Genomic DNA, 20,256 nt, shown 5'->3' on the forward strand with positions numbered 1-20,256 from the left:
CCCACATCTCACCTCCATCCCCTTCGCTCCCCCATCGGCAGTACGGTGTCGTCCATGCGCCCCGACACGCCTGCCGAGAACGTCGACCACACCGCCGAAGCGGCACGCCTGGAGCGGACCGCCGACCTCTACCCGGAGGACGCCGAACACCTGCTGCTGCAGGCCGCGGCCCACCGGGAACTGGCCGGCGACCGCCCGACCGCGACAACCCTCTACGACCGCCTCCTGTCGTCCTCCACCCCGCTGGACAACCCCCACCTCGTACGAGCCCTCAAAGCCTCCAACCTCTGGGAGTACGGCCACGAGGCGGAGGCCCGCGCGATCATCGACGGAGTCCGCGCGGCGGCCCCGCGGGACCCGGCCCCCTGGGTGATCGTCGCGGAGTCCCTGGAGTCGCACGACGAACTCGAAGCCGCCCAGGACACCTTCACGGCAGCCGTGACCCTCCTCCTGACGGACGTGGCGGAGCCCCCGTACGCGACGCGTGCGCTGCTGTTCGGCCGCCACCGCGTCCGCCGCATGCTGGGCGCCCCCCACGACAACTGGGACGCCGTCGCGGACACCCAGCACTCGTCCTCCGTTTCCCTGGACGAACTGCACGACCCCAAGCGCGTCTGGTCCCTGGGCTCGGACAACCCGGCGGAACTCCAGGCCGAAATCTCCCGCCTACGAGCGGAGTTGGGCGCGTACCGCGAGGCTCTCTCCCGCCCGTTCCCGGTAGCGGTCCTCCACTGGCCGGCGAACGAGCTGTCGGAGCTCGTGTCGGCGTACCCAGGCCTGACGCCGGAATACCCGTCCCACGAGACCCACTTGTCGACAATAGAGGCCTCCCTGAGGGAACTATCCTCCTCAGGCACCCCCAACCTGGGCATCGTCACGGGCACGGTCCCGTCCTACGAGGCCTTCGCCGCCTCGGAGGGCGCCTCCCCGGACGACGCGACGCTGCTACCGCAGTACGCGACGACACTGGCGGCGCGGGGGTTGGCCGTCTCCTGGCCCCCACAGCGGGGCAGCGCATGCTGGTGCGGCTCGGGGGAAACGTACGAGACCTGCCACGGGGCGTAGCCCTCACCACCCCTCACCCACCACTCACCGCAAGCCGCTAAGCGATCCCGGCGTGCTTGCGAGACGAGAACGCGCCCCGAACCCCGCCCCACAACCCAACCGACCTCCATCCTGAACTCGGCCGGGCCACCTACCCCTCCGGGCCGCTCGCTCTCTTCACCCCCGCGCTGGAGCGGCCCGGGTCACGGGTGGCCCGCAGGGCCATCGCCGCAGGCGACGCGCAGCGCCCTGAGGCGGGCGGCGGAGGCGCGACACTGCCAGAATCGAGTGGTCCTACGGCAACCCGGTAACGCCGGTACCCATCAACAGAGCAGTCCCCGAGACCCGGTGCAGCCGACCTCGGCTCTGTGATCGAATCGAACCGCGGCCGTGGTCCAACGGCTCGATCGAGCCATGATCGTGAGGGCCAGCTGCCTTGAGCACGAAGACATCGTTGTCTCCCGCCGTCCCCGCACGCATGATCAGGCAAGTCAGCGAGGACACGGCCGCCGAGCTGGCAGTCCGTCTCTCGATGGGTGTGCCGCTTACTTCGCAATGAAGTTCTTCGATGGAATGTCGGTGGGCTCTGTTACACATGGGCATAGCCGTCTGGGCGATCGAAGGAGCGTGCGTGTCTGAGTCAGGAGCCCTGTCACAGCCTGTCGCAGGTGTGTACGAGGAACTCATCACGCTGCGGTGCGAGGAGCGGCTGAAGGAGCTCGCCAGCCTCGGATGGCGTCCGGTGAGCGACAAACTGGGAGCAGAATCGGTACCCCACGTGTTGGCCAGGCACGTCGCAACGACCGTACGACGCGTGCTGCTCGGCATTCCTCCCGAAGAGCGAGTGCACGCAGCGAACCACATTCTGGACTCCATCAGCACGCTCAAGGGGGCCCAGGAGTGGGTGGACTTGGTCGCGTCCGGCCCTCGTCAATTGCTAGCGCTGACCCGACAGGAGGCCCCCGGCGTCTTCGCCGTACGCCCGGGAATCCCACTCTCCGACACTGCACTCATCACCAACTCGCCCGAAGACCCGAGCCTCGGCTTCGAGTTGCGTGCCGAGCTCGCCACCGCTGACCACGTCGACCTGCTCTGCGCCTTCGTGAAGTGGCACGGCCTGCGCATCATCGAGCAGTCTCTACAGGCCGCCCGTGAGCGAGACGTGCCGATACGGGTCATCACCACGACCTACATCGGGGCGACTGAGCGGCGCGCGCTGGACCGGCTGGTGCGAGAGTTCAATGCCGAGGTCAAGGTCAACTACGAGACGAGGTCGACTCGCCTTCACGCCAAGGCATGGTTGTTCCGCCGACGAAGTGGCTACGACACCGCGTACGTCGGCAGCTCCAACCTCTCCAAGGCCGCGCTGCTCGATGGGCTGGAGTGGAACGTGCGCCTTTCCTCCATCGCCACCCCCGACGTAATGCGAAAGTTCGGCGCGACCTTCGAGGCCTACTGGAGCGACCCGTCCTTCGAGCTGTATGACCCGGACGCTGACGGTGCACGGCTCCAGGAGGCATTGGCGATCGCCGGGGGCTCTTCGAATACCTCGGGCGCAGATCGCAGAATCACCCTGTCCGGACTCGAAGTACGCCCCTATGCCCACCAACGCGACATGCTGGAGCGCCTCGAAGTCGAGCGAGAAGTGCATGACCGGCACCGGAATCTACTGGTGACGGCCACAGGTACGGGTAAGACAGTGATGGCAGCGCTGGACTACAAGCAGTTGCGCAAGAAGCACGGCCGTGACCTACGACTCCTCTTCATTGCTCATCGCAAGGAAATTCTCCAGCAGTCCCTGCGGACCTACCAAGACGTCTTGGTAGACGCGAACTTCGGCGAATCTCTGCACAGTGGAGAGATTCCGGACCGCTGGACGCATGTCTTCGCCAGCGTGCAGTCACTCAACGCGCGCGCATTGGACCGGCTTGCAGCCAATCACTTCGATGTAATCGTGATCGACGAGTTCCACCACGGGACGTCCCCGACCTACCGGAAGATCCTCGACCACTTCGAGCCGCTGGAACTGCTCGGGCTGACCGCGACACCCGAGCGCATGGACGGCAAGAACATCCAGGACGAGTTCTTCGATGGGCGCATCGCTGCGGAGATGCGATTGTGGGAGGCCTTGGAGAACGACCTGCTCAGCCCCTTCCACTACCTCGGCATCAGCGACAACACCGACCTCAGTGCGGTGAAGTGGCATCGCGGGGCGTACGACTCGGGCGAGCTGAGTGATGTGCTGTCCGCCAACCACGCGCGGGCGCTACTGGTCTTGAAGGCCGTGCAAGAGAAAATCGCCGACCCGAGCGCCATGCGCGCCTTGGGCTTCTGCGTTTCCGTCACACATGCACGCTTCATGGCGGAGTCCTTCCGTAAAGCAGGACTCAACGCCGTTGCCCTATCTGCCGGAACCCCTACCGATGAGCGCAAGCAAGCCCTGGCCGATCTCACGTCCGGGGCATTGCAGGTAATTTTCTCGGTCGACCTCTTCAACGAGGGCCTTGATATCCCTGATGTAGACACCCTGCTCTTGCTGCGGCCCACCTCCAGCGCCACGGTGTTCCTGCAGCAGCTTGGCCGAGGCCTCCGCCGTACCGACAACAAGGCCGTATTGACCGTGTTGGATTTCATTGGCCAGCACCGCAAGGAGTTCCGCTTCGAGAACCAGTTCCGCGCCCTCACGAACCTTACTCGCAAGCGACTGTTGGACAACATCGAGCACGACTTTCCACAACTCCCTTCCGGCTGTCAGATCATCCTTGAGGAGAAGGCGAAGAAAGTAATCATCGCCAACATCAAGGACCAGATCGGCGTCAACGTCACAGCTCTGGCTCGCGAGGTAGCGAGCTACGCCGAGCCGAACCTCAGCCGCTACCTCGACGAGAGCGGACGCGAACTCAAAGAGCTCTACCGAGGCAACGGGAACTCGTGGACGGGCTTGCTCCGTCGCTCCGGCCTACTGAAGGGCGAGGCTCCCGAGGGCGAGGCCGCGCTACTTAAGCGCGTCTCAGCGTTCCTCCACGTGGACGACCCGCTACGAGTCGCTGCGTACACAAGCATGTTGGAAGACGACGCCCCTACCTACAACGAACTTGACGAGCGGGCACAGGCCTATGCCCGCATGCTCTTCTTCCAGTTGTGGCCCCTTGGAGGCATCATGCGCAAGGGTTACGCCAACTACGACGCCGGATTCGCAACCCTGCGCAAACAACATGCCGTCCGCAGCGAGCTGCGTCAGATGCTGGCATACAACCTCGCCCACACCGAGCACGTACCAATCCCTCTCTTCGGTTTGGGCGGCCCCGCAGGCGTCCCCCTCACCGTGCATGCCTCATACAGTCGCGAAGAGATCCTGCCCGCTTTGGGGCAGTCGTACATCGGCGGCTTCATGCCGGCCGACTTCCGCGAGGGCGTGAAGTGGTGCGACTCGATCAAGACGGACGCGCTCCTCATCACCTTGGAGAAGGACGAGAAGGACTTCTCCCCGCAGACCAGGTACCACGACTACGCACAGAGCGAGACTCTCTTCCACTGGGAGTCTCAAAACCAGACCTCAGCGACTTCCCCCACCGGCCTGCGCTACAAGAATCATGTGGCCGAAGGCAGCCACGTCCTGCTCTTCGTACGCCGTTACAAGAACACCGACATAGGGGGCGCGCAGCCGTGGATACTGCTCGGCCCTGCGGAGTACGAGGATCACACCGGGAGCAAGCCGATGGCGATCACGTGGAAACTAAGGCAGGAGCTTCCGGCGGACGTCTGGACGTACTCGACTATCAAAGCCGGGTAGCGCCGCGCATCAGGCCCCCAACACCCCTGCTTCCACTTCCGCTTCGAAGTGCATCTGGGCTCGGTCCAACGCGTCATCCGGATCGCGACCGTGCGCCCGAAGCCAGTGGAGAAGATCAGCAATGACAATGATCGCTGCTTCTTCTGCCATGGTTGCACTCAACCGTCCTGAGTTGCTTGTGGACGGCTGCTTCACCTGGCCATAGAAGTCGAGCACCTCGCTCGCTCTTGTGACACGAGGTCCACCACGATGGCTGTTGAGCGAGGTCAGGGTGGTGGGGAGTTCGCACCACGTCATCTTGCGATCAGCGAGGAGTTGAACACCCCAGCGGTCAGTAACGGCATCCACGAGGGCCATGCCGCGCCCGCCCTCCGAGTCGGAATCCGCAGCCGTGAGCGTGGGCAGGGCCCGGGTGTCGGGGTCATACACCTCGATGCGCAGATACGTGCCGTGCATCGAAACCGCGAGGGTGGCCGGAGTGCCGTGGCCAACGTGTGTGATGACGTTCGACACGAGTTCGCTGACGCAGAGTTGAGCCTCGTCGACGACATGATGCAGCCCCCAAAGCCCCAGGTGGAGCCGCACGATGCGGCGTAGGGCGGCCACTTCCTCGGGCTCTGCCAGGAACTGAAGATCCCAGGCCTTCCTTGCCATGCAGTCCATGCCCAACTCCTTCTTCCCCACGTTGAGTTACACACAGGTGTATCTTGCACACCTAGAGTTTCATTGGAACTCTCAAAATGGAACTCTCACTTCAGGCGACAAGGAGCGCGCCTCCGCATCTCGCGCCCCCGGCGCACACCACCTTGCCGACCCGTCCGGGCAACAAGGACGATCTGATGGATCGACATGAAGGGCTACACGTATGCCGATGGGACCCACCACACGAAGGCGCCAACTGGGAGCGGACCTGCGCCGCCTCCGCGAGCTCAAGGGACTGACCCTTGAGGAAGCGGGCGCCCGCGTCGGCATCTCAAAAGCGACATTGAGTCGCTACGAAACAAAGGAGGGCACAGTCAAGTGGCCGGCCGTAGACGCCCTCTGTCGCGAGTACGGCGCCGTTGACGAAGAGCGTCTAGCCCTGGTCGAGCTCGCAAAGGGGGCGAAGATCCAAGGCTGGTGGCGGTCACTCGCCGACCCGATCCCCGACTCAATGAACCTCATGCTCACACTTGAGGACGAGGTCGTACGCGAAGACCACTATGCCTGCATGTACATCCCCGGCTTGCTCCAGACGCGCAAGTACGCGGAGGCCGTTCACCGGGCCTCAGAGGTCGAATGCACAGAGCGGGAAGTGAAACACATGGTCGACATTCGCATGAAGCGACAAGAACTTCTCGAACGGGATGAGCCGCCGCACATCTGGTGCGTGATCGACGAGGCAGCCATCCGACGCAACGTCGGCGGACGCGAGGTGATGCGCGAACAACTTACCCACCTGCACACAATGTCCGAGCGCCGGAACATCACGGTCCAGGTACTGCCCTTCTCAAAGGGCGCGCATGCGGCAGCCGTTGGCAGTTTCGCCGTACTACGAGGCCCGACACCCGAGCTGGACGTGGTCTACGTCGACTTGCTCGCAGGCGGCCTCTTCATGGAGAAGCCTCAGGAACTGGATCGATACAGGTTGGCATTCCAGTACCTGAGCGCCAATGCCATCGACATGGAGTCTTCTGCCGCCCTGATCAACCAGCTAAGCAAGGAGCCAGAATGACCGATATAGTCACATCTTATTGGTTCAAGTCTTCTCACAGCGGCGGGAGCGGCACAGAGTGCGTCGAGTGCGCACATACAGATAGGGGCACTCTAATACGCGACTCGAAGTTCACCGAGGGGGATCTTATCCTTGTCAGATACCAAGCATGGCGCGAATTCATAGAAGCACTAAAGTACATCGCCCTGTAATCCCGCGAGAATCCCCCTCGGTTCCTACCGCGACCGCTATTTGCTCGCCATTATATTATCGAGCCCGCGGAATCCATCCAGTACATCATTCACCGTCTTGAGTTCCTTCTGGGGATCAGGTCTGACTTGCACCTTGGCTCCCTTGTGGGCAGCGTCACCGCGAGCGGTTGCCCAAGTTTCCGTCACATCCAGCCAACCAGGGTTGATTTCGACTTCCTGCAGGCCAACCGACAGAAGCAGCCGCAGGAGATTCTTCTCTTTGATTCCGTGGTTCTGCTTCCGCACATAACGGTGAAAGTCCGTTCGTGCAGCCTCAATCCGACCTTCCAGAGTAGGGTACTTTGCTGGCCGGGCTGCCGCATCGTTCAAAGACTCCGGGATAGACGGCGCAGATTCCCTATAAGCCACGACCGCGAGCAGGCTCACAGATATTGCCCCGTCAGCCTTCCAGACAGAGAAGGCAGTATCTAGGACCTCAAGTACACGGTCTTCAATATAGGACTCGAATTCCGCGTGAGCGAGGACCCTGAAGGCTCGCGTATGCTCGTAGACTATCTCCTCATAGAGAACAGTCGGATCAAACAATGGTGGCAGAAAGCTATGGCGAAGCTCTCCGATTCTCTTCTCCAGCTCCAAGAAGCGCGAAGACGTCATACCAACCGCCCCCTACGGGATGAGACGGTTATCGCGCAGCTCAGGGATGCGCAGCTTCGTCTGGAGCGCCTCGCCGAGGGCCTCACCCCACAGAGACAGACGGCGATGCGTTGCCACAGGGGTCTTGGTGGTCGTCTGGATCGACTCAACGAAGCGCTGGTTGGTGTCGCATAGACCACGGAAGGCCGCTTCGACCGCTGCCCCTCGCGAAACTGCCTGGGCGCGAACAGCCTCATCAGAGAAATAGAAGGTCATGACATCAAAAACAGCCCTATTGAACCGACCTTCATACTTCCCAGAAGCCCAGCGATAGAACGCATTGTCCCCAAAGATCTTGAACGTTGCCTCGATGGCGTTATCGCAGTTCTCGCCAACTCGCTTGATACGATCTTCCTCTTTCGACCACTGATCATTGAGGACGTTAACCGTGTCATCGAGGAATTTCTTGAGGTTTCCAGTGTATTCGTCCAGAGTGTACTGGAAACCAAAATATCGCAGCAGTATCTCGACATCGCGCATTCGGAAGTCCGGCTTATCGATGCGCAGAGCCGCCCGCAGCCACTCACTGCCGGACGCGCAATCATCTAGATAGTCCGTAAAGGGCCCCGGGTGCAATGCTTGTCGCAACTCCTGCGGAGACAACTTAACGCTGCCCGTATTCAACCGCAGGAACACCAGGTTGAGGAAATCCTCGTTGGGCCAGCGTCGAACGACGACAGTTCGGATGGTCTCGTTGAGTAGCGAGTTCAGGTCATCTACATATCCTTCCTCGTTCTCCATCTTTCGGAGCGTGGCAAGCCGAAGATCCTCTCGAACTTCAAGCCCGGTCAGAGAGAACCCCTTGAACGTCTCTTCTTCAGCGGATGCAGCGAACGAAGATCCCGCAGCAAACTGCCTGAGGGCCAGCAAACGCTGTTTGCCGTCCAGCACTATGAACTTTCCGCGGCGATTCTTATCCTCCGCAAGAACAATCTGAGGGATAGGCAGTCCGAGGATCAGGGACTCGATAAACTTGCTCTTCCTCGGCTTGTTCCATGCGTCCCTACGCTGAAACCGGGGATTGAGTTGAATGTTCCCTCGACGCAACTGGCTCAGAATAGTCTCAGCAGTCCAGTCTGTATCGGTGACCACCGCTCGTGTCACTTCTTCAGAAGTGACTGCCGCAGAGGTGTCCTCTTCTTCCCCATCTGCGTCGTCCCAGTCAGGTTCGCTGCCGTTCGCCACGTCGCTCCGCTCTTCGTAGATCCCGACCCGAGACGCCCCGAGTCCCCGCATCTACCCAGCCTGCCAGACGGGACAGGCACTGGGCAGGTCAGAAAATCCTAGCCGTTTAGATGTTCGATAGCCTGCTCTGCCGCGTGTGATCACACAGAGTTGTCGAGCCGCGAGAGCCCGATCGTCCAGGAGCCTCGGAATCTCCTTGAAGACCGCTCGCGCGGTCAACCCGTCTGACGGCGGCGGTGCAAGACGCCGTAGCAGCCCTGAGCCTGGACTACGCTCACGCGCGCTTCGGCAGCATCGATCTGATCTACAAGAGCGAACTGGGGCGTGACATCCTCGCCGAGCCGACCCTCCTCTTCGCGTGATGGCGCCTGCTCGTCGACAGCTCGTCGGGATGGTCACCGAACCGAACGCACGGCCTCAGTCACTGCCACCCCCGCCCCCGCCCCCGCAGCTGAAGCCCCCGCCCGAGTCGGAGTGAGAGTCGGAATCGGCATCGAAATCGGAGTCGCGATCCAGGGCCCTGCCCATGCGGGTCAGAGCTCGGCCGAGGCCTGACGGTAGGGGATGCGCGCCGAGGACGCCGCGTCGGACCTGACCGTTCGGGAGGACCGTGGGGCCGACGAAGACGTACGTCGGCAGGCCCTCGTCGCGTTCAGCTGCCTGAAGTTGCCGTTTGCCCGCCCGGGTCGGCCGGCGCCGGGCCCCCGTCACCAGTCCTCGGGCGGCCAGCCGTCGGCCGATCTCCTCGACCTCTGGGGAGGCGCGCAGAGCGGCGTGCACGGAGGTGATGGTGCGGCTGTGCGGGCACCACGCGAGCACGGCCTGCTCGACCGGGTGCGCGGGGCGCGCCTCGCCCACGGCACGGACCCGTGAGCCACGGATCCTGAGCGACCCCGTCTCGGACAGCGCGATCACCGCGCTGTCCGAGACCCGTTGAGCCCCGCCTGCCAGGAAGGCCAGGTCATACAGGTCCAGGGCGGCGGTCTGGGGCTCCCCCATGACCGCCGCGGACCGCCGGAACACACGCATTCCGTATCCCCCTTCGAAACACTTCGGCTGTCGGCAGTGTCGCCGGGTAGGGGTACGGACAACCCCCTTCCCGCTCAGTTCAGAGGATTGCTTGAGCTGTTGCGAGTGAGCGGCGCGATCGCTGATGACGCCCTGTTGCCGTTCCGGCACGCGCGATAACCTGCACAGGTTCTGTGCGGCATGCCAGTCGACACAGGCAGCACAGTCGACGGCAGTCGAGGGACGCGAGGGGAATCGTGGAGCGGCAGGGCGACGTGCGAGGGCACTACGAGGAGCTCGCGGCCGAGTACGACGAGCACTGGATCTACGGTCCGGAGTACGTTCCCTGGATGTCCGGCCGGATCGCCGAGGTGCTGCGGCTCAACCCCACAGACCGGATCGCCGACATCGGTTCCGGAACGGGCTTGTTCGCGAGGGAAGTTGCAGAGCAGGTCCAGCCACGTCAGCCGATCCTGTGTGTCGATCCCTCCGCCGCGATGCTCCGTCAGCTCGGCGCCCCACCTCCCCCCGCGCTGGCGCCGATCGTCGCCTCCGCCGAGGACATCGCCGAAGGGCGAGCGGAGTTGCCGTACGCACAACTCGACGCGATGTGGCTCAAGGAGTCGGTGCATCATGTGGCCGACCAGGCCCGGACGCTTCGGGGTCTGGCCGCCCGGCTCGCACCCGGGGGGCGGCTGCTGGTGGTGATGCTCCCCGCCACGATCGAGTATCCGCTGTTCAAGGCCGCCCTCGACCGCTTTGAGGAGCTTCAGCCGGACCCCGCGCTCATAGAGTCGCATCTGAGGGCGGCCGGGCTGGAGGCCGACCTCACACACGTCGAGCATGAACTACGCATCGACCGGGACAGGTACTTCGGCATGGTGCGCGCCCGGTATATGTCGCTGCTGTCGACCTTCAGCGACAGTGAGATCGAAAAGGGCATCGAAGAAATGCGGACGGCGCATCCGGAGCCTGTTCTGGTGTTCCCTGACCGGTTCGCGTTCGTCCTCGGACGGCGGCGGGGGAACGAGGCGTGAGCACTGTGGTCGACGAACGGCTGCGGCGTCTGAGGAACGAACTCGACGACCACGCGCGGATCGCCGATCGGTTGGGGCTCGATCTGGCACGGCCACTGCGGTCGCTGAACGACGGCTACCCGGAGAACGCCGTCGCTCTGGTCGGAAAGCTGGCCGAGAAGTTACTCAAGGAGCTGTGGCGTTACCACGAAATCGAAGGCGATCCTGCGACGAAGGCCCTGAACGACCTCGTCAAGCGCTGCCGACCGTACATCCGCAGCAGCACGGTCCTGGACGCCCTGGACGACATCCGACGGCTCCGTAACCGGTCCACGCACGACGGATACGACATCAGCGACGAGGACGGCCTGCTGGCCGTACGCAGGCTCGTCGACGTGCTGGTCTGGTTCACCGACACGGGAAGCGTGGCGTTGCTCGACGGTGAGCCCGGCATGGCCCCTGAAGTCGCGCGGCGCTGCGAGTTCCTCGCCGGCCTGTATCTCACGCTCGGCTACCGCCAGGCGAAACGGTTCGTGCTCAGCCGGGACACCGTGTATCAGTTGTTCTGCCGCGAGTCGGGAGTACGACTCGAATACGTGGAGCTGATGCTCTCCCAGGACGCCGATGACCTGAGTACGGTCCTCGCCTCCAGCGGCGGCGAGTTGTTGCGCACCCGACTGCCCAAGCTCACCCGGTTCGTCGTCCTCGACGACGACTGCGGAAACCCCTCCGACCCGTTGCGTCAGCTCCTCGGCGGGGACTTCCGGATCGTGCGCTACGACGGCTTTCTCGACACCATCGTCAATCTCGACAACCACCTCGCCCGCGTCGCCTCCGTCGTTGCGCCGGTCGAACCGCGGACCGTTGTCACCGCGGCCACACTGACCACCGACCCGCGCACCGGCGAAGCAGGGGTGGAACAGTCCGGAAACGCGGCGGAGCTGCTGTCCCGTCTAGCTCAGGGCAACGCGAACGTTCTGGTCACCGGACGTCCCGGAAGCGGAAAGAGCACACTGTTGCGCTCACTCGCGACCGACCCGGAGATCCACCGCTTTCGCTTCTACTTCGACCTCGGGCTCAAACCGAAGGACGAACCGTTCTCCGAGTACGCGGGCCGTCTCGTGGCACCTGCCTTGGCGCCTTCGGACCGCTCCCGCGCGTTCGACCTCTTTCTCTACCTGATCCGCTCCGGGACCGCGCTGTGTGTGCTCGATGCCGTCGATGAAGGCGTCGAGGAGTCGAGCCCCGCGGGGTTCTTACGGCTCTTCACCGATCTCGCCGCCGTCCTGTCCGCCGAATCGGCGGTGGTCATGAGTTCACGGGTGTCCTTCCTCGCGGACTCGCCCCAGGTACGCCAGCTGCTGGACAGTGGCGCGGGCCGCTCCGAGCAACTGGTCGAGCAGATGTACGCGAACGGCCTCGACCCATCGCGCGTACCGCACTTCCACGTCGTACGCCTGGCCGAACCCGAGGCCACACCGCTGGAGAAGCAGCTCGTCGCCGTGCTGGACCTTCCGCCGGGGCAGAGGCTCGCGGACATACTCGGAGCACACATCACACGGACGTTGGCCCAGCGAGGACGGCCCGACCTTGAGGCGCGGCTGCCAGCCGCGTTCGGACACGCCTTCCTCTCCGACCAGACCGTGTTCTCTCTCCTTGACCTGGTCCGGCGGTTGGGGGCCGAAGCCTTCGCGGACGGACGGCTGGATCTCGACGCCTGTGTCCTTGGACCGTTGTTGCGACCTGCCGGGCCTGATCACGTCGCTCTTGCGCACAGCGCATATCAGGAACTTCTTGCCGCCCGGTATCTCACTGATCCATCACATCAAGACGAGGCGGCGGGTTTTCCCGGAGGTGTCTTCCTCACCGAGCAAGTACGCGCCTTCCTGGCCGGAATGCCCAGTCGGCTGCGGACCGACGACTGTGTGCTGCCCAGTGGTGCGTATCTGGTCGGCCCGGCTGAGCGGCTGCTGATCCGCCGGGTCCGACACCCTGTGCGGTTCGACCGTGACGCCGTGACCGTCGCACGCTATCGCCGCTTCCTCAACGCCCTCGAAACAGACGGTACTTCACGGTGGGACCACCCGAACCAGCCCGCCGACATCACACATCGTCCCGTGATCAACCGACTACGACGACCCGACTACTACGAGAACTCGTGCTACGACGCTCACCCCGCCGTCTGCGTCAGTTGGTGGAGCGCGTACGCCTTCGCCGCCTTCGAAGGGAAGCGGCTGCCGACGGCGCTCGAATGGGAAGCTGCCGCACGAGGAAACGACGGCCGGCTCTTTCCCTGGGGCGACGCCCCGGACGGCGATCGCGTCAACTGCGCCGACACCTGGGTCGGCCGACCCGTCGTGACGTACCAAGCCTGGTACCGGGACTTCGCGGGAGACGCCCTTCGCAGAGCATGGGTGACACCGGTCGGAGAACGCCCGGGCAACCGTTCCCCGTTCGGTCTCCTCGACATGGTGGGCAATTGCTGGGAATGGACTTCCACCAGCCCGGACGACTCCGGCGAAGCCGTCATCTGCGGTGGTAGTTACGACAACCCGTTGCGCGCCACACAAGCCAGTTCCAAGGGCATTTATCGAAAGAACGGTGCAAGTAACGCGGTCGGCTTCCGATGTGTGCAATCCGCCAGCGACGAAAGCAGCACCTGCGGGACAGAGGAGCCGACGACATGAGCGGCGGGCAGCCACGGTACGGAACCATCGTCGACACACGACTGAGTGGCGGAGGACCGAGTGGTGTACTCAGCTCCTACATCATTCGCGACGACGAGGACGAGCGGTACTACAGCTTCGACTACCGGCACATCGTGACCGAGGGATTCCGGACCATCCGCGCGGGGGAACACGTGCGTTTCCACATCAGTGCCGAGAGTCCTGACCGGGCCGAGTTCGTGATCCGCCTTGGTCAGCCCGACCCTGCCGAGTACTACCGGTGACCGACAGCGCTCCGCTCCTCAGCACGGTCACAGGGTCGCGCCAGGAATTGACCGTCGTCCTGCCCGTGCGGTTGAAGCGCATTCCCGACTGGACGGAAGGGCCCTTCCCGTTCGAGCTGGGTAGCCGCCGCACCGACGCCGAAACCCGGTCGACCTACTTCGCTCCCGCCTCCGCCCGAGCCCTGTACGGAGGGCCTGGACGGCCCCGGCGCTGGCACCTGCCCACAGATGTCAAGCACGATGGGCTGCATCTGATCGGCCTGGAACTTCTCCGTGCCGCCAGCGCACGCGACCCCGAACACGCCCTCGCCGTACTGCACTTCAGTGTGGAGAGACCGCTCCTGCCCATCCTCCGGGCACTGGCCGGACGACGGTCGGAGGTCAGTGCCGAACCGCTCACCGGGTGCTTCGATCCCACCACACTCCTCGTGGATGTCGCCGACGTACGCACTTCCGGCGTACCGTTCGCCATTGCCCGGCCCTACTCGGTCGCCTTCATGACGCCGACGCCACAACACACTCCTGCGCTCCGCACAGGCCCGGAGAGAGAACTTCCCGCCGATGCCGACCGCTGGTTGTGGCAACTGGCCTCCCGCTCCACACCAGACGACTTCCCCGTCCCACCAGAGACCGCTCACGCGCAGCTCAAAGACGCCGTCCGCATCTCGGCGGACTGGAGCGCCCTGGTACTTCGGCAAGGCGCTGCCTTCCTCGGTCACCGGCCCGATACGGGACAGGGCGACTTCTTCGAATTCGGTGCCCTGCACTCCCGCACGGTCTATCTCGACGCCCTGCTCCTCGGCGTTCTCCAACGCGATCACATCGATGAACTCACCGACGAACTATCGGGCGTGTTCGACTCCTCGCGACTCGCACGACGCGTGGCCACCCTGGAGAGGAACATCGCCGTCTTTCGCAGCACCTACTGGCGACAGCACCTCACAGCCCACGGGCCCGCGAACGACCTGCTGCTCGCTTTCCACAACCAGCATCGGCTACCCGCCCGCTTCGACGAGATCCTTGCTGAAGCGGGCGACTACAGCAGGCTCGTACAGACCCAGGAGAGTCAGCAGATCAGCGGCGCTCTGGGGCTGCTCACCATCCTCGGCCTGCCACTGGGCACCGCCCTCGGCATTCTGCAGGTTCTCGACGACCACTCCGTGACACACCTGCTCATCTCTCTCGGGCTGTCCGTCGCTGCCACAGCGGCAGCCCTGACGACACGGTACGGGCGCCTGGTCCTGTCGTCGCTGCGAGGCGGAATCGGCAGGGTGTAGGCCCCAGCGCGAGTAGGTGAGCGGCCATGTCCGGCCGCGCCGCCCCCTCATGTGCCGGATCAGCTACGGTCCGTGGCTTTCGGATGCCCGGTGCCCGCGAAGGTGATCCAACAGGTGTCGCGGGCGGTGTCCAGGAGGTACCGGACGCGGCCGCCGCCGGTGACCTCGACCTGTCACTGCTCGCAGGTCTGGCCCCGGTGAGTGCCGTGGGCCAGGCTTCCCTTGAGCCGGTGGTGGCGGGGTGTCTCGATGGTCGGGTTGGGGTGGGTGCGCATGGTGACCCAGGCTCGGTAGGTGTTCTCCCGGGCCTGTTGGGCGAGGTTCTCCCAGCCTTTGGCCGAGGCGGCGTCCGCGAAGCGGACTTCCCAGTGGCCGTCCGGTGCCGGTGGTGCGGCGCGATTTCCGCGGCCGACGCTCATGCGACGTCCCGGGGGTCGGGTACCGGGCCGTAGTCCTCGGAGTGGTCTCGGGTCGGCGCGGCCAGTAGTTCGGGGTCGGAGTAGACCTCTGCGGTGTGCTGCCAGGCGATGAGCAACTGGGCGACGGACGCACTGTTGCCGACGGAGTCGGCGGCCCGCATGGTGTCGACCAGTTCGACGGCGAAGGCGTGGACGTCGGGCTCGGGGAGGAAGCGCACCCAGGGGAACGCGTCCGGCAGTATGTCGAGGAGCAGTTCCATGCTGCCGGGCTCGCGGCGGGCCATCGCGACCAGCATCCGCGTGGCCGCCGACACCACGGTCTGGTCCTGCTCGGCCCGCGCCGCGGTGGTGAGCACCAGGTCCTCGCCGTCTCTGCGGTGCAGGAGCAGTCTCGGCGAGTCCTGGAGCCGGGCCAGCGTCCGCTTGTTCTTGTTCACCAGCTCGGAGAAGTTCACGGCGGCGCTCTCGGTACCCATGACTTTGAAAGTACTTCGAAATTCGCATGGACACCATCGCTCACGAGCGCCCTCACTCAAAAGAGAGCAGACGGGTCTCCGCCGTGTCGGGGAAGGGCTTGGCCCACCAGTGGTCGTAGCGGCGGTAAGGGGTGAGGTCGCCGCGGGTGGTGAGGAACGTGGTCAGGGTGGCGGCCTCCGCGGTCAGGGATTGCCAGGTGGACTCGGGGAGAGGGTGGAAGGCCGTGGCCTCGATGCCTGTGGCGAGCGGGCGCCACACGCCCGCCACGTGGCCGTCCACGAGGAGGGTGGGGAGGACGTCGCCGTTCACGCGGATCACGTACGTGCGGTAGTCCGTGGGGAGGAGGCGGGAGCGGTCGAGGTAGGCGAGGAGGGGGCTGTCCCACATGGCCATCAGGCGGGGTGGGGCGGGGGTGTCCGGGGAGGGGCGGGGGGCGCCCGGGAGGTCGTAGAGGACCTCCTTGCCGTCCGCCTGCTCGAAGAGTTCCAGTTCGCCCGCGTCCGTGAGGGACCGCAGCGCCGCTCGCGCCCGGTGGCGGCCGACCAGGGCGAACTGGGCCATGTCCGCGAGCGTCGCCGGGCCGAAGCCGGAGAGGTAGCGGCGGATCAGGGTTTTCAGGCCCTCGGCGGCGGCCTCCGGGTCGGTGAGCGACGGGGGTGGGGTGGCGGTGACGTACGACTGGCGGGTGGTGAAGGACCAGGGGGCGCCGGTCGGTTGGTGCCAGAGGGGGGGCGTACTGGCGCAGCAGGCGGTGGGCGGCGGTGGGGAGGGGGGTGCCGAGGTGGGTCTCCAGCCAGGTGCGGAGGTCGGCCGCCGTACGGGGGTGGGTCTCCGCGTACTTGAGGAGGGGCGGGAGTACGGCGTCGGCGTCCTCGGCGGTCAGGCCGGAGGCCCTGAAGCGGGGGTCTCGCAGGCGGGAGCCGCGGAGGGTGGGTTCCATGGCCTCGCGAAAGGGGGCGTAGTCGTCGGCGTGGACGGTGTGGAGGGTGATCCGCATCAGGGTCGTACGGACCAGGTGGCGGTCGGTGAGTGCCTTGTCGAGGGTCGTCGGGTCGAAGCGGGACAGGCGGTTCCACAGGGCGATGTACGGGGAGGCCGGCTGCTGGGCCTGGAGGGCCACGATGCGGCGTACCGCCTCGGTCACGTCCAACGGCGCGCGGGCGAGGAGGAGTTGGCGGGCGAGCGTCGCGCGGTTGAGGGCACGGGCGGTGAGTTTCTTGGTCCCCATGGCGCGATTCTGCCGTAGCGGGGTCCGACGCCGTCCGATGCGGTTCAGCGCCATCCGATGCGGTCCGGTCCGACGCAACAGGCCCTGCCCCACGCGGAGGTGAGGCAGGGCCTGAAGGGAACAGGGGAGCAGGGGAGCAGGGGAACTGCGGTGAGCGAGGCTCGGCGCGCTACGGCGTCGACGTGCTCGCCTCCCCCTTCGTCAGCAGCCACTCCTCGTGCAGCGCGCCCAGCGGGATCTTCGTCTGGAAGATCGGGGTGCCGAAGATGGAGAGTTGGAGATTGAGGGTGCCGGTGAGGTCGATGCCGCCGTAGAGGGCCCAGGAGCCGGTGGCGGAGCCGGTGCCGTCCGCCGAGCCCTCGGCCGTCGCGTCGGCCTCGGCGCGGAGGTACGGGGCGACGTCGGCGGTGACGCCGACCGTGCCGTAGAGGCCGACCGTCGCCTCGGCGCCCATCGCGGCCTTGACGTCGCCGACGGCGGTGACCGTCGTCTTCAGCGGCTCGCCGCTCATGTTCGACTCGCTCACCCCCTGCCAGCCCTTGGCCCAGGTGAAGTTGCCGCCGACGCGGAAGTCGCCCTTGAGGTCCTGCTCGACGTCGACCGTCACGCGGCCGTCGGCTTCCACCTGGAAGTAGCAGACGAGGTCGAGGTTGACGACGATCGGGACCGGGCCGACCTGGATCACGGGGTCGGCGTGCAGTTCGGCGAAGGGGATACGGATCGGCTTGCCGTCGGTCGAGCCCGCCGCGCGGCCCTTCAGCGACCACTGGGAGGCCCAGTCGCCGGTGAGGCCCAGGAAGGCGCCGCCGGGCGAGGAGCCCGTACCGGATCCGGAACCGTCGTACGAGAAGGCGACCTCGGGGGCGAGCTGGACGAAGCCCTCGACCGACGCGGCGGCCGAGGCGGGGGCGCCCGGCGCGGTCTCCACGGCGGCGCCGACGTCGATGCGCAGGCTGCCCAGCGGGAGCTTCGCGCCCTCGGGGCCGAAGGTGAGGTCACCGGTCTTCGCCCAGGAGACCTTCACGCCCTGGACGAGCGGGTCGACCTTCATGGTGGACGGGTCGACGGGGACGGTGCCGTCCGCCTCGCCCTCACCCAGCACGGAGTTGAGCTTGGCCGGCTCCGTCTCGACCGTCGTACCGCCGTCCGCGGCCGTCTCGACGACCTCCGTCACCTTGGCCAGTACGCCGTCGGGTGCGCCGGGCGCGGGGGCGCTGGCTATGACGTCGCCTACGGCCACGGCGGGCTTGGACTTCGCGTCACCGGAGTCGGCGGCGGAGCCGGCACCGGAGTCCGTACCGGCGTTGGAGCCGGAGCCGGAGTCCGTACCGGAGTCGGAGCCGGAGTCGGAGTTGGAGCCCTTGTCCGACGAGGATTCCGACGGTGTCGCCGACGGCTCGGCGTCCGAGGCGGCCGACGACGAAGGTGCCGAGATGACCGCCCGGCCGCTCTTCCGGTCGTACGAGGCGACCTTGAGCGCGGACTTCTTGGCCTTGCCCTGGTCGACGGCGTTCGCGTCGGCCACGGCGGTGGGGGTGGCGTCGCCGTCCGGGGCGGAGACGACGGCGAGTTGTTCCTCGACGGCCCCGGGTTCGGGGCTCTCGGCCGTCGTGGCCGCCGCCTTGTCGACGGTGGAGGGGGAACCGGAGGCGGAGCAGCCGGTGGTCAGCAGGGTCGCGACGGTGATCGCCGACAGTGCCGACAGCAGGGCATGTCTTCTGAGCTCGTGCACGCGTGAGTCCTCGGGAGCGGTGACAGGGGGGTGCGCTTCAGGAGGGAGGAGATGAGGAGATGAGGAGATACGGCATCCAGGGGGCGGGTCGCGACGACACAGCCGTCCGCATGACCCAGGCGGGCCGTGTGACAGCGCGCACGCGGCGGTTACCCCCCAGTAGCCACGCATGAGCATGCCAGGCCTACGGGTGGGTCGCGGACCACTTCCCGTACGTCACGCCGGTGACTTGGGTCACATTCCAGTACGGCCCAACTGTCGCTCCCGACAAGGGAGTTGAGGAATCCGGCCATCAGCGCGCGCAGGCGGCCGGGCTGGTCGAGGTGGACGTCGTGGCCCGCGCTTGCCCTGTGGCCGGGCGGCGCCCCCCGTGACATCCGGCGATCGGCGCCTCGCGCCCCCAAAAAAAGGGCGCGATCCCCCGTCGAGAACGCACCCCGGCCCAGAACGCATCCCAGCCCAGAACGCACCCCGGCCCAGAACGCGCCCCAGCCCGTAACACGCCCCAGCCCATAACACGCCCCAGCCGACATCGCGCGCCCTAAAGAACGCCCCCCTCCCCCCGAAACGCCCGCCGGTACGCGTACGGGCTCGTCCCCACCACCCTCTTGAAGCGGTCGCGGAAAGCCGTCGGGGAGCCGAAGCCCGCCTGGGTGGCGATGCGTTCGACCGTGTGGTCGGTGGACTCCAGGAGGTACTGGGCGCGGCGGACCCTCGCCCGGTGCAGCCACTGCAACGGCGTCGTGCCGGTCTGTTCGCGGAAACGGCGGTTCAGGGTGCGGGCGCTGGTGCCGGCGTGGAGGGCGATGTCGTCCAGGGTCAGATCCCGCTCCACGTTCTCCTCCAGCCAGCGCAGCAGGGGCTCCATCGCCGCGCCGGCGGGGGCCGGGGGCTGGTCCTGGACGATGAACTGGGCCTGGCCGCCCTCCCGTTCGAGGGGCATGACACACATCCGCGCGGTGAACGCGGCGACCGCCGAGCCGTGGTCCTTCCGGATCATGTGCAGACACATGTCCATGGCCGCCGCCGCGCCCGCCGAGGTCAGGAACTGGCCGTTGTCGACGTAGAGGACGTTCGGGTCGACGGTGACGAGGGGGTGGCGGGCCGCCAGGTCGGGAGCCGCGATCCAGTGCGTCGTGGCGCGCAGCCCGTCCAGCAGTCCCGTCGCGGCGAAGATGAACGCGCCCACGCAGACCGAGGCGATCCGCGTCCCGCTCGCCGCCGCCGCGTGCAGCGCCTCCGTCACCCCCGGCGGCAGCGGCACGGTCGGGTCCTCGGTCCCCGGCAGGATGATCGTGTCCGCGTCGGCCAGCGCCTCCAGACCGTACGGCGCCCGCACACTGAACGGCCCCGCCTTCACCTCCCCGTCCGCCGCCGCCGCGCAGACCCGCACCCGGTACGCCTCCCGCCCGTCCGGCAGCCGGGCCCAGCCGAAGGTGTCGACGGGGGCCGACATGTCGAAGGGGATCACGTTGTCCAGCGCCAGTACGGCCACGGTGTGCATGGCGCGAGCGTAGGGGGGCGCCGGG

Annotated in this window: 16 protein-coding genes and 2 pseudogenes; 9 read left to right on the forward strand and 9 right to left on the reverse strand. The window is 65.9% G+C overall.

What is annotated here, in order from left to right:
• The first annotated feature begins 54 nt into the window (after positions 1-54).
• On the forward strand, positions 55-1,065 hold the full coding sequence (locus F9278_RS17225; protein WP_152169156.1) for an SEC-C domain-containing protein: 1,011 nt from the start codon (positions 55-57) through the stop codon (positions 1,063-1,065).
• Between the two features lie 610 nt (positions 1,066-1,675).
• Positions 1,676-4,837, forward strand: a complete 3,162-nt coding sequence (locus F9278_RS17235; RefSeq protein WP_152169157.1) for a DUF3427 domain-containing protein — start codon at positions 1,676-1,678, stop codon at positions 4,835-4,837.
• Positions 4,838-4,846: 9 nt separating this feature from the next.
• Here F9278_RS17235 and F9278_RS17240 read toward each other — a convergent pair whose 3' ends face one another.
• On the reverse strand, positions 4,847-5,500 hold the full coding sequence (locus F9278_RS17240) for an ATP-binding protein (RefSeq protein WP_152169158.1): 654 nt from the start codon (positions 5,498-5,500) through the stop codon (positions 4,847-4,849).
• Positions 5,501-5,702: 202 nt separating this feature from the next.
• Between F9278_RS17240 and F9278_RS17245 the strand changes: the two genes are divergently transcribed.
• Both F9278_RS17245 and F9278_RS17250 read left to right on the forward strand, forming a co-directional pair.
• The gene (locus F9278_RS17245; protein ID WP_152169159.1) at positions 5,703-6,551 is read left to right on the forward strand and encodes a helix-turn-helix domain-containing protein; all 849 of its coding nucleotides are present in this window, start codon (positions 5,703-5,705) and stop codon (positions 6,549-6,551) included.
• Positions 6,548-6,742: a DUF397 domain-containing protein gene (locus F9278_RS17250; RefSeq protein WP_152169160.1), complete on the forward strand. Its 195-nt coding sequence runs from the start codon at positions 6,548-6,550 to the stop codon at positions 6,740-6,742. The genes F9278_RS17245 and F9278_RS17250 overlap by 4 nt, the downstream gene beginning before the upstream one ends.
• A 36-nt stretch (positions 6,743-6,778) precedes the next feature.
• Here the strand turns inward: F9278_RS17250 and F9278_RS17255 are convergent, their stop codons facing one another.
• On the reverse strand, positions 6,779-7,378 hold the full coding sequence (locus tag F9278_RS17255) for a hypothetical protein (protein ID WP_226966777.1): 600 nt from the start codon (positions 7,376-7,378) through the stop codon (positions 6,779-6,781).
• A 30-nt stretch (positions 7,379-7,408) separates the two neighbouring features.
• The gene (locus F9278_RS17260) at positions 7,409-8,620 is read right to left on the reverse strand and encodes a DUF262 domain-containing protein (RefSeq protein ID WP_193241529.1); all 1,212 of its coding nucleotides are present in this window, start codon (positions 8,618-8,620) and stop codon (positions 7,409-7,411) included.
• 230 nt (positions 8,621-8,850) lie between these two features.
• On the opposite strand from F9278_RS17260, the pseudogene F9278_RS47135 reads away from it, so the two are divergent.
• Positions 8,851-8,982: pseudogene (locus tag F9278_RS47135) on the forward strand (adenylyl cyclase); the annotation flags it as partial.
• 55 nt (positions 8,983-9,037) lie between these two features.
• Here F9278_RS47135 and F9278_RS17265 read toward each other — a convergent pair.
• A complete protein-coding gene (locus F9278_RS17265) occupies positions 9,038-9,649 on the reverse strand; it encodes a TIGR04222 domain-containing membrane protein (protein WP_152169163.1) in 612 nt (203 codons plus the stop codon).
• 236 nt (positions 9,650-9,885) lie between these two features.
• Here F9278_RS17265 and F9278_RS17270 point away from each other — a divergent pair, with 236 nt between their 5' ends.
• Genes F9278_RS17270 through F9278_RS17285 form a run of 4 tightly spaced genes read left to right on the forward strand, consistent with a single transcriptional unit; the run spans position 9,886 to position 14,871 of the window.
• Positions 9,886-10,665, forward strand: a complete 780-nt coding sequence (locus tag F9278_RS17270) for a class I SAM-dependent methyltransferase (protein ID WP_152169164.1) — start codon at positions 9,886-9,888, stop codon at positions 10,663-10,665.
• Positions 10,662-13,331: an SUMF1/EgtB/PvdO family nonheme iron enzyme gene (locus tag F9278_RS17275; RefSeq protein ID WP_152169165.1), complete on the forward strand. Its 2,670-nt coding sequence runs from the start codon at positions 10,662-10,664 to the stop codon at positions 13,329-13,331. Before F9278_RS17270 ends, F9278_RS17275 begins: the two co-directional genes overlap by 4 nt.
• Positions 13,328-13,594, forward strand: a complete 267-nt coding sequence (locus tag F9278_RS17280; RefSeq protein WP_152169166.1) for a hypothetical protein — start codon at positions 13,328-13,330, stop codon at positions 13,592-13,594. Before F9278_RS17275 ends, F9278_RS17280 begins: the two co-directional genes overlap by 4 nt.
• 47 nt (positions 13,595-13,641) lie before the next feature.
• Positions 13,642-14,871, forward strand: a complete 1,230-nt coding sequence (locus F9278_RS17285; protein WP_226966778.1) for a ZIP family metal transporter — start codon at positions 13,642-13,644, stop codon at positions 14,869-14,871.
• 173 nt (positions 14,872-15,044) lie between these two features.
• On the opposite strand, the gene F9278_RS17290 is transcribed toward F9278_RS17285, so the two are convergent.
• The 5 genes and pseudogenes from F9278_RS17290 to F9278_RS17310 form a co-directional block, all read right to left on the reverse strand.
• Positions 15,045-15,290 carry a hypothetical protein gene (locus F9278_RS17290; protein ID WP_226966779.1) on the reverse strand — a complete coding sequence of 82 codons (246 nt, stop codon included), beginning with the start codon at positions 15,288-15,290 and terminating at the stop codon, positions 15,045-15,047.
• On the reverse strand, positions 15,287-15,766 hold the full coding sequence (locus tag F9278_RS17295; RefSeq protein ID WP_152169168.1) for a hypothetical protein: 480 nt from the start codon (positions 15,764-15,766) through the stop codon (positions 15,287-15,289). The genes F9278_RS17290 and F9278_RS17295 overlap by 4 nt, the downstream gene beginning before the upstream one ends.
• A 52-nt stretch (positions 15,767-15,818) precedes the next feature.
• A pseudogene (locus tag F9278_RS17300) lies at positions 15,819-16,995 on the reverse strand (winged helix DNA-binding domain-containing protein).
• A gap of 169 nt (positions 16,996-17,164) precedes the next feature.
• Positions 17,165-18,727, reverse strand: a complete 1,563-nt coding sequence (locus F9278_RS17305; protein WP_152169169.1) for a hypothetical protein — start codon at positions 18,725-18,727, stop codon at positions 17,165-17,167.
• Between the two features lie 541 nt (positions 18,728-19,268).
• Entirely contained in the window at positions 19,269-20,231 is a 963-nt protein-coding gene (locus F9278_RS17310; protein ID WP_152169170.1) for a GlxA family transcriptional regulator, read from the reverse strand.
• Positions 20,232-20,256: the final 25 nt, after the last annotated feature.

The organism is Streptomyces phaeolivaceus, from assembly GCF_009184865.1.
In the GTDB taxonomy this organism is placed as follows: domain Bacteria; phylum Actinomycetota; class Actinomycetes; order Streptomycetales; family Streptomycetaceae; genus Streptomyces; species Streptomyces phaeolivaceus.

Bases quoted from the DNA above. Each gene is read 5' to 3' on its own strand.
- F9278_RS17250 (WP_152169160.1), top strand. From the start codon at position 6,548: ATGACCGATATAGTCACATCTTATTGGTTCAAGTCTTCTCACAGCGGC.
- F9278_RS17240 (WP_152169158.1), bottom strand. From the start codon at position 5,500: ATGGACTGCATGGCAAGGAAGGCCTGGGATCTTCAGTTCCTGGCAGAG.
- F9278_RS17245 (WP_152169159.1), top strand. From the start codon at position 5,703: ATGCCGATGGGACCCACCACACGAAGGCGCCAACTGGGAGCGGACCTG.
- F9278_RS17280 (WP_152169166.1), top strand. From the start codon at position 13,328: ATGAGCGGCGGGCAGCCACGGTACGGAACCATCGTCGACACACGACTG.
- F9278_RS17290 (WP_226966779.1), bottom strand. From the start codon at position 15,290: ATGAGCGTCGGCCGCGGAAATCGCGCCGCACCACCGGCACCGGACGGC.
- F9278_RS17225 (WP_152169156.1), top strand. From the start codon at position 55: ATGCGCCCCGACACGCCTGCCGAGAACGTCGACCACACCGCCGAAGCG.
- F9278_RS17265 (WP_152169163.1), bottom strand. From the start codon at position 9,649: ATGCGTGTGTTCCGGCGGTCCGCGGCGGTCATGGGGGAGCCCCAGACC.
- F9278_RS17310 (WP_152169170.1), bottom strand. From the start codon at position 20,231: ATGCACACCGTGGCCGTACTGGCGCTGGACAACGTGATCCCCTTCGAC.
- F9278_RS17295 (WP_152169168.1), bottom strand. From the start codon at position 15,766: ATGGGTACCGAGAGCGCCGCCGTGAACTTCTCCGAGCTGGTGAACAAG.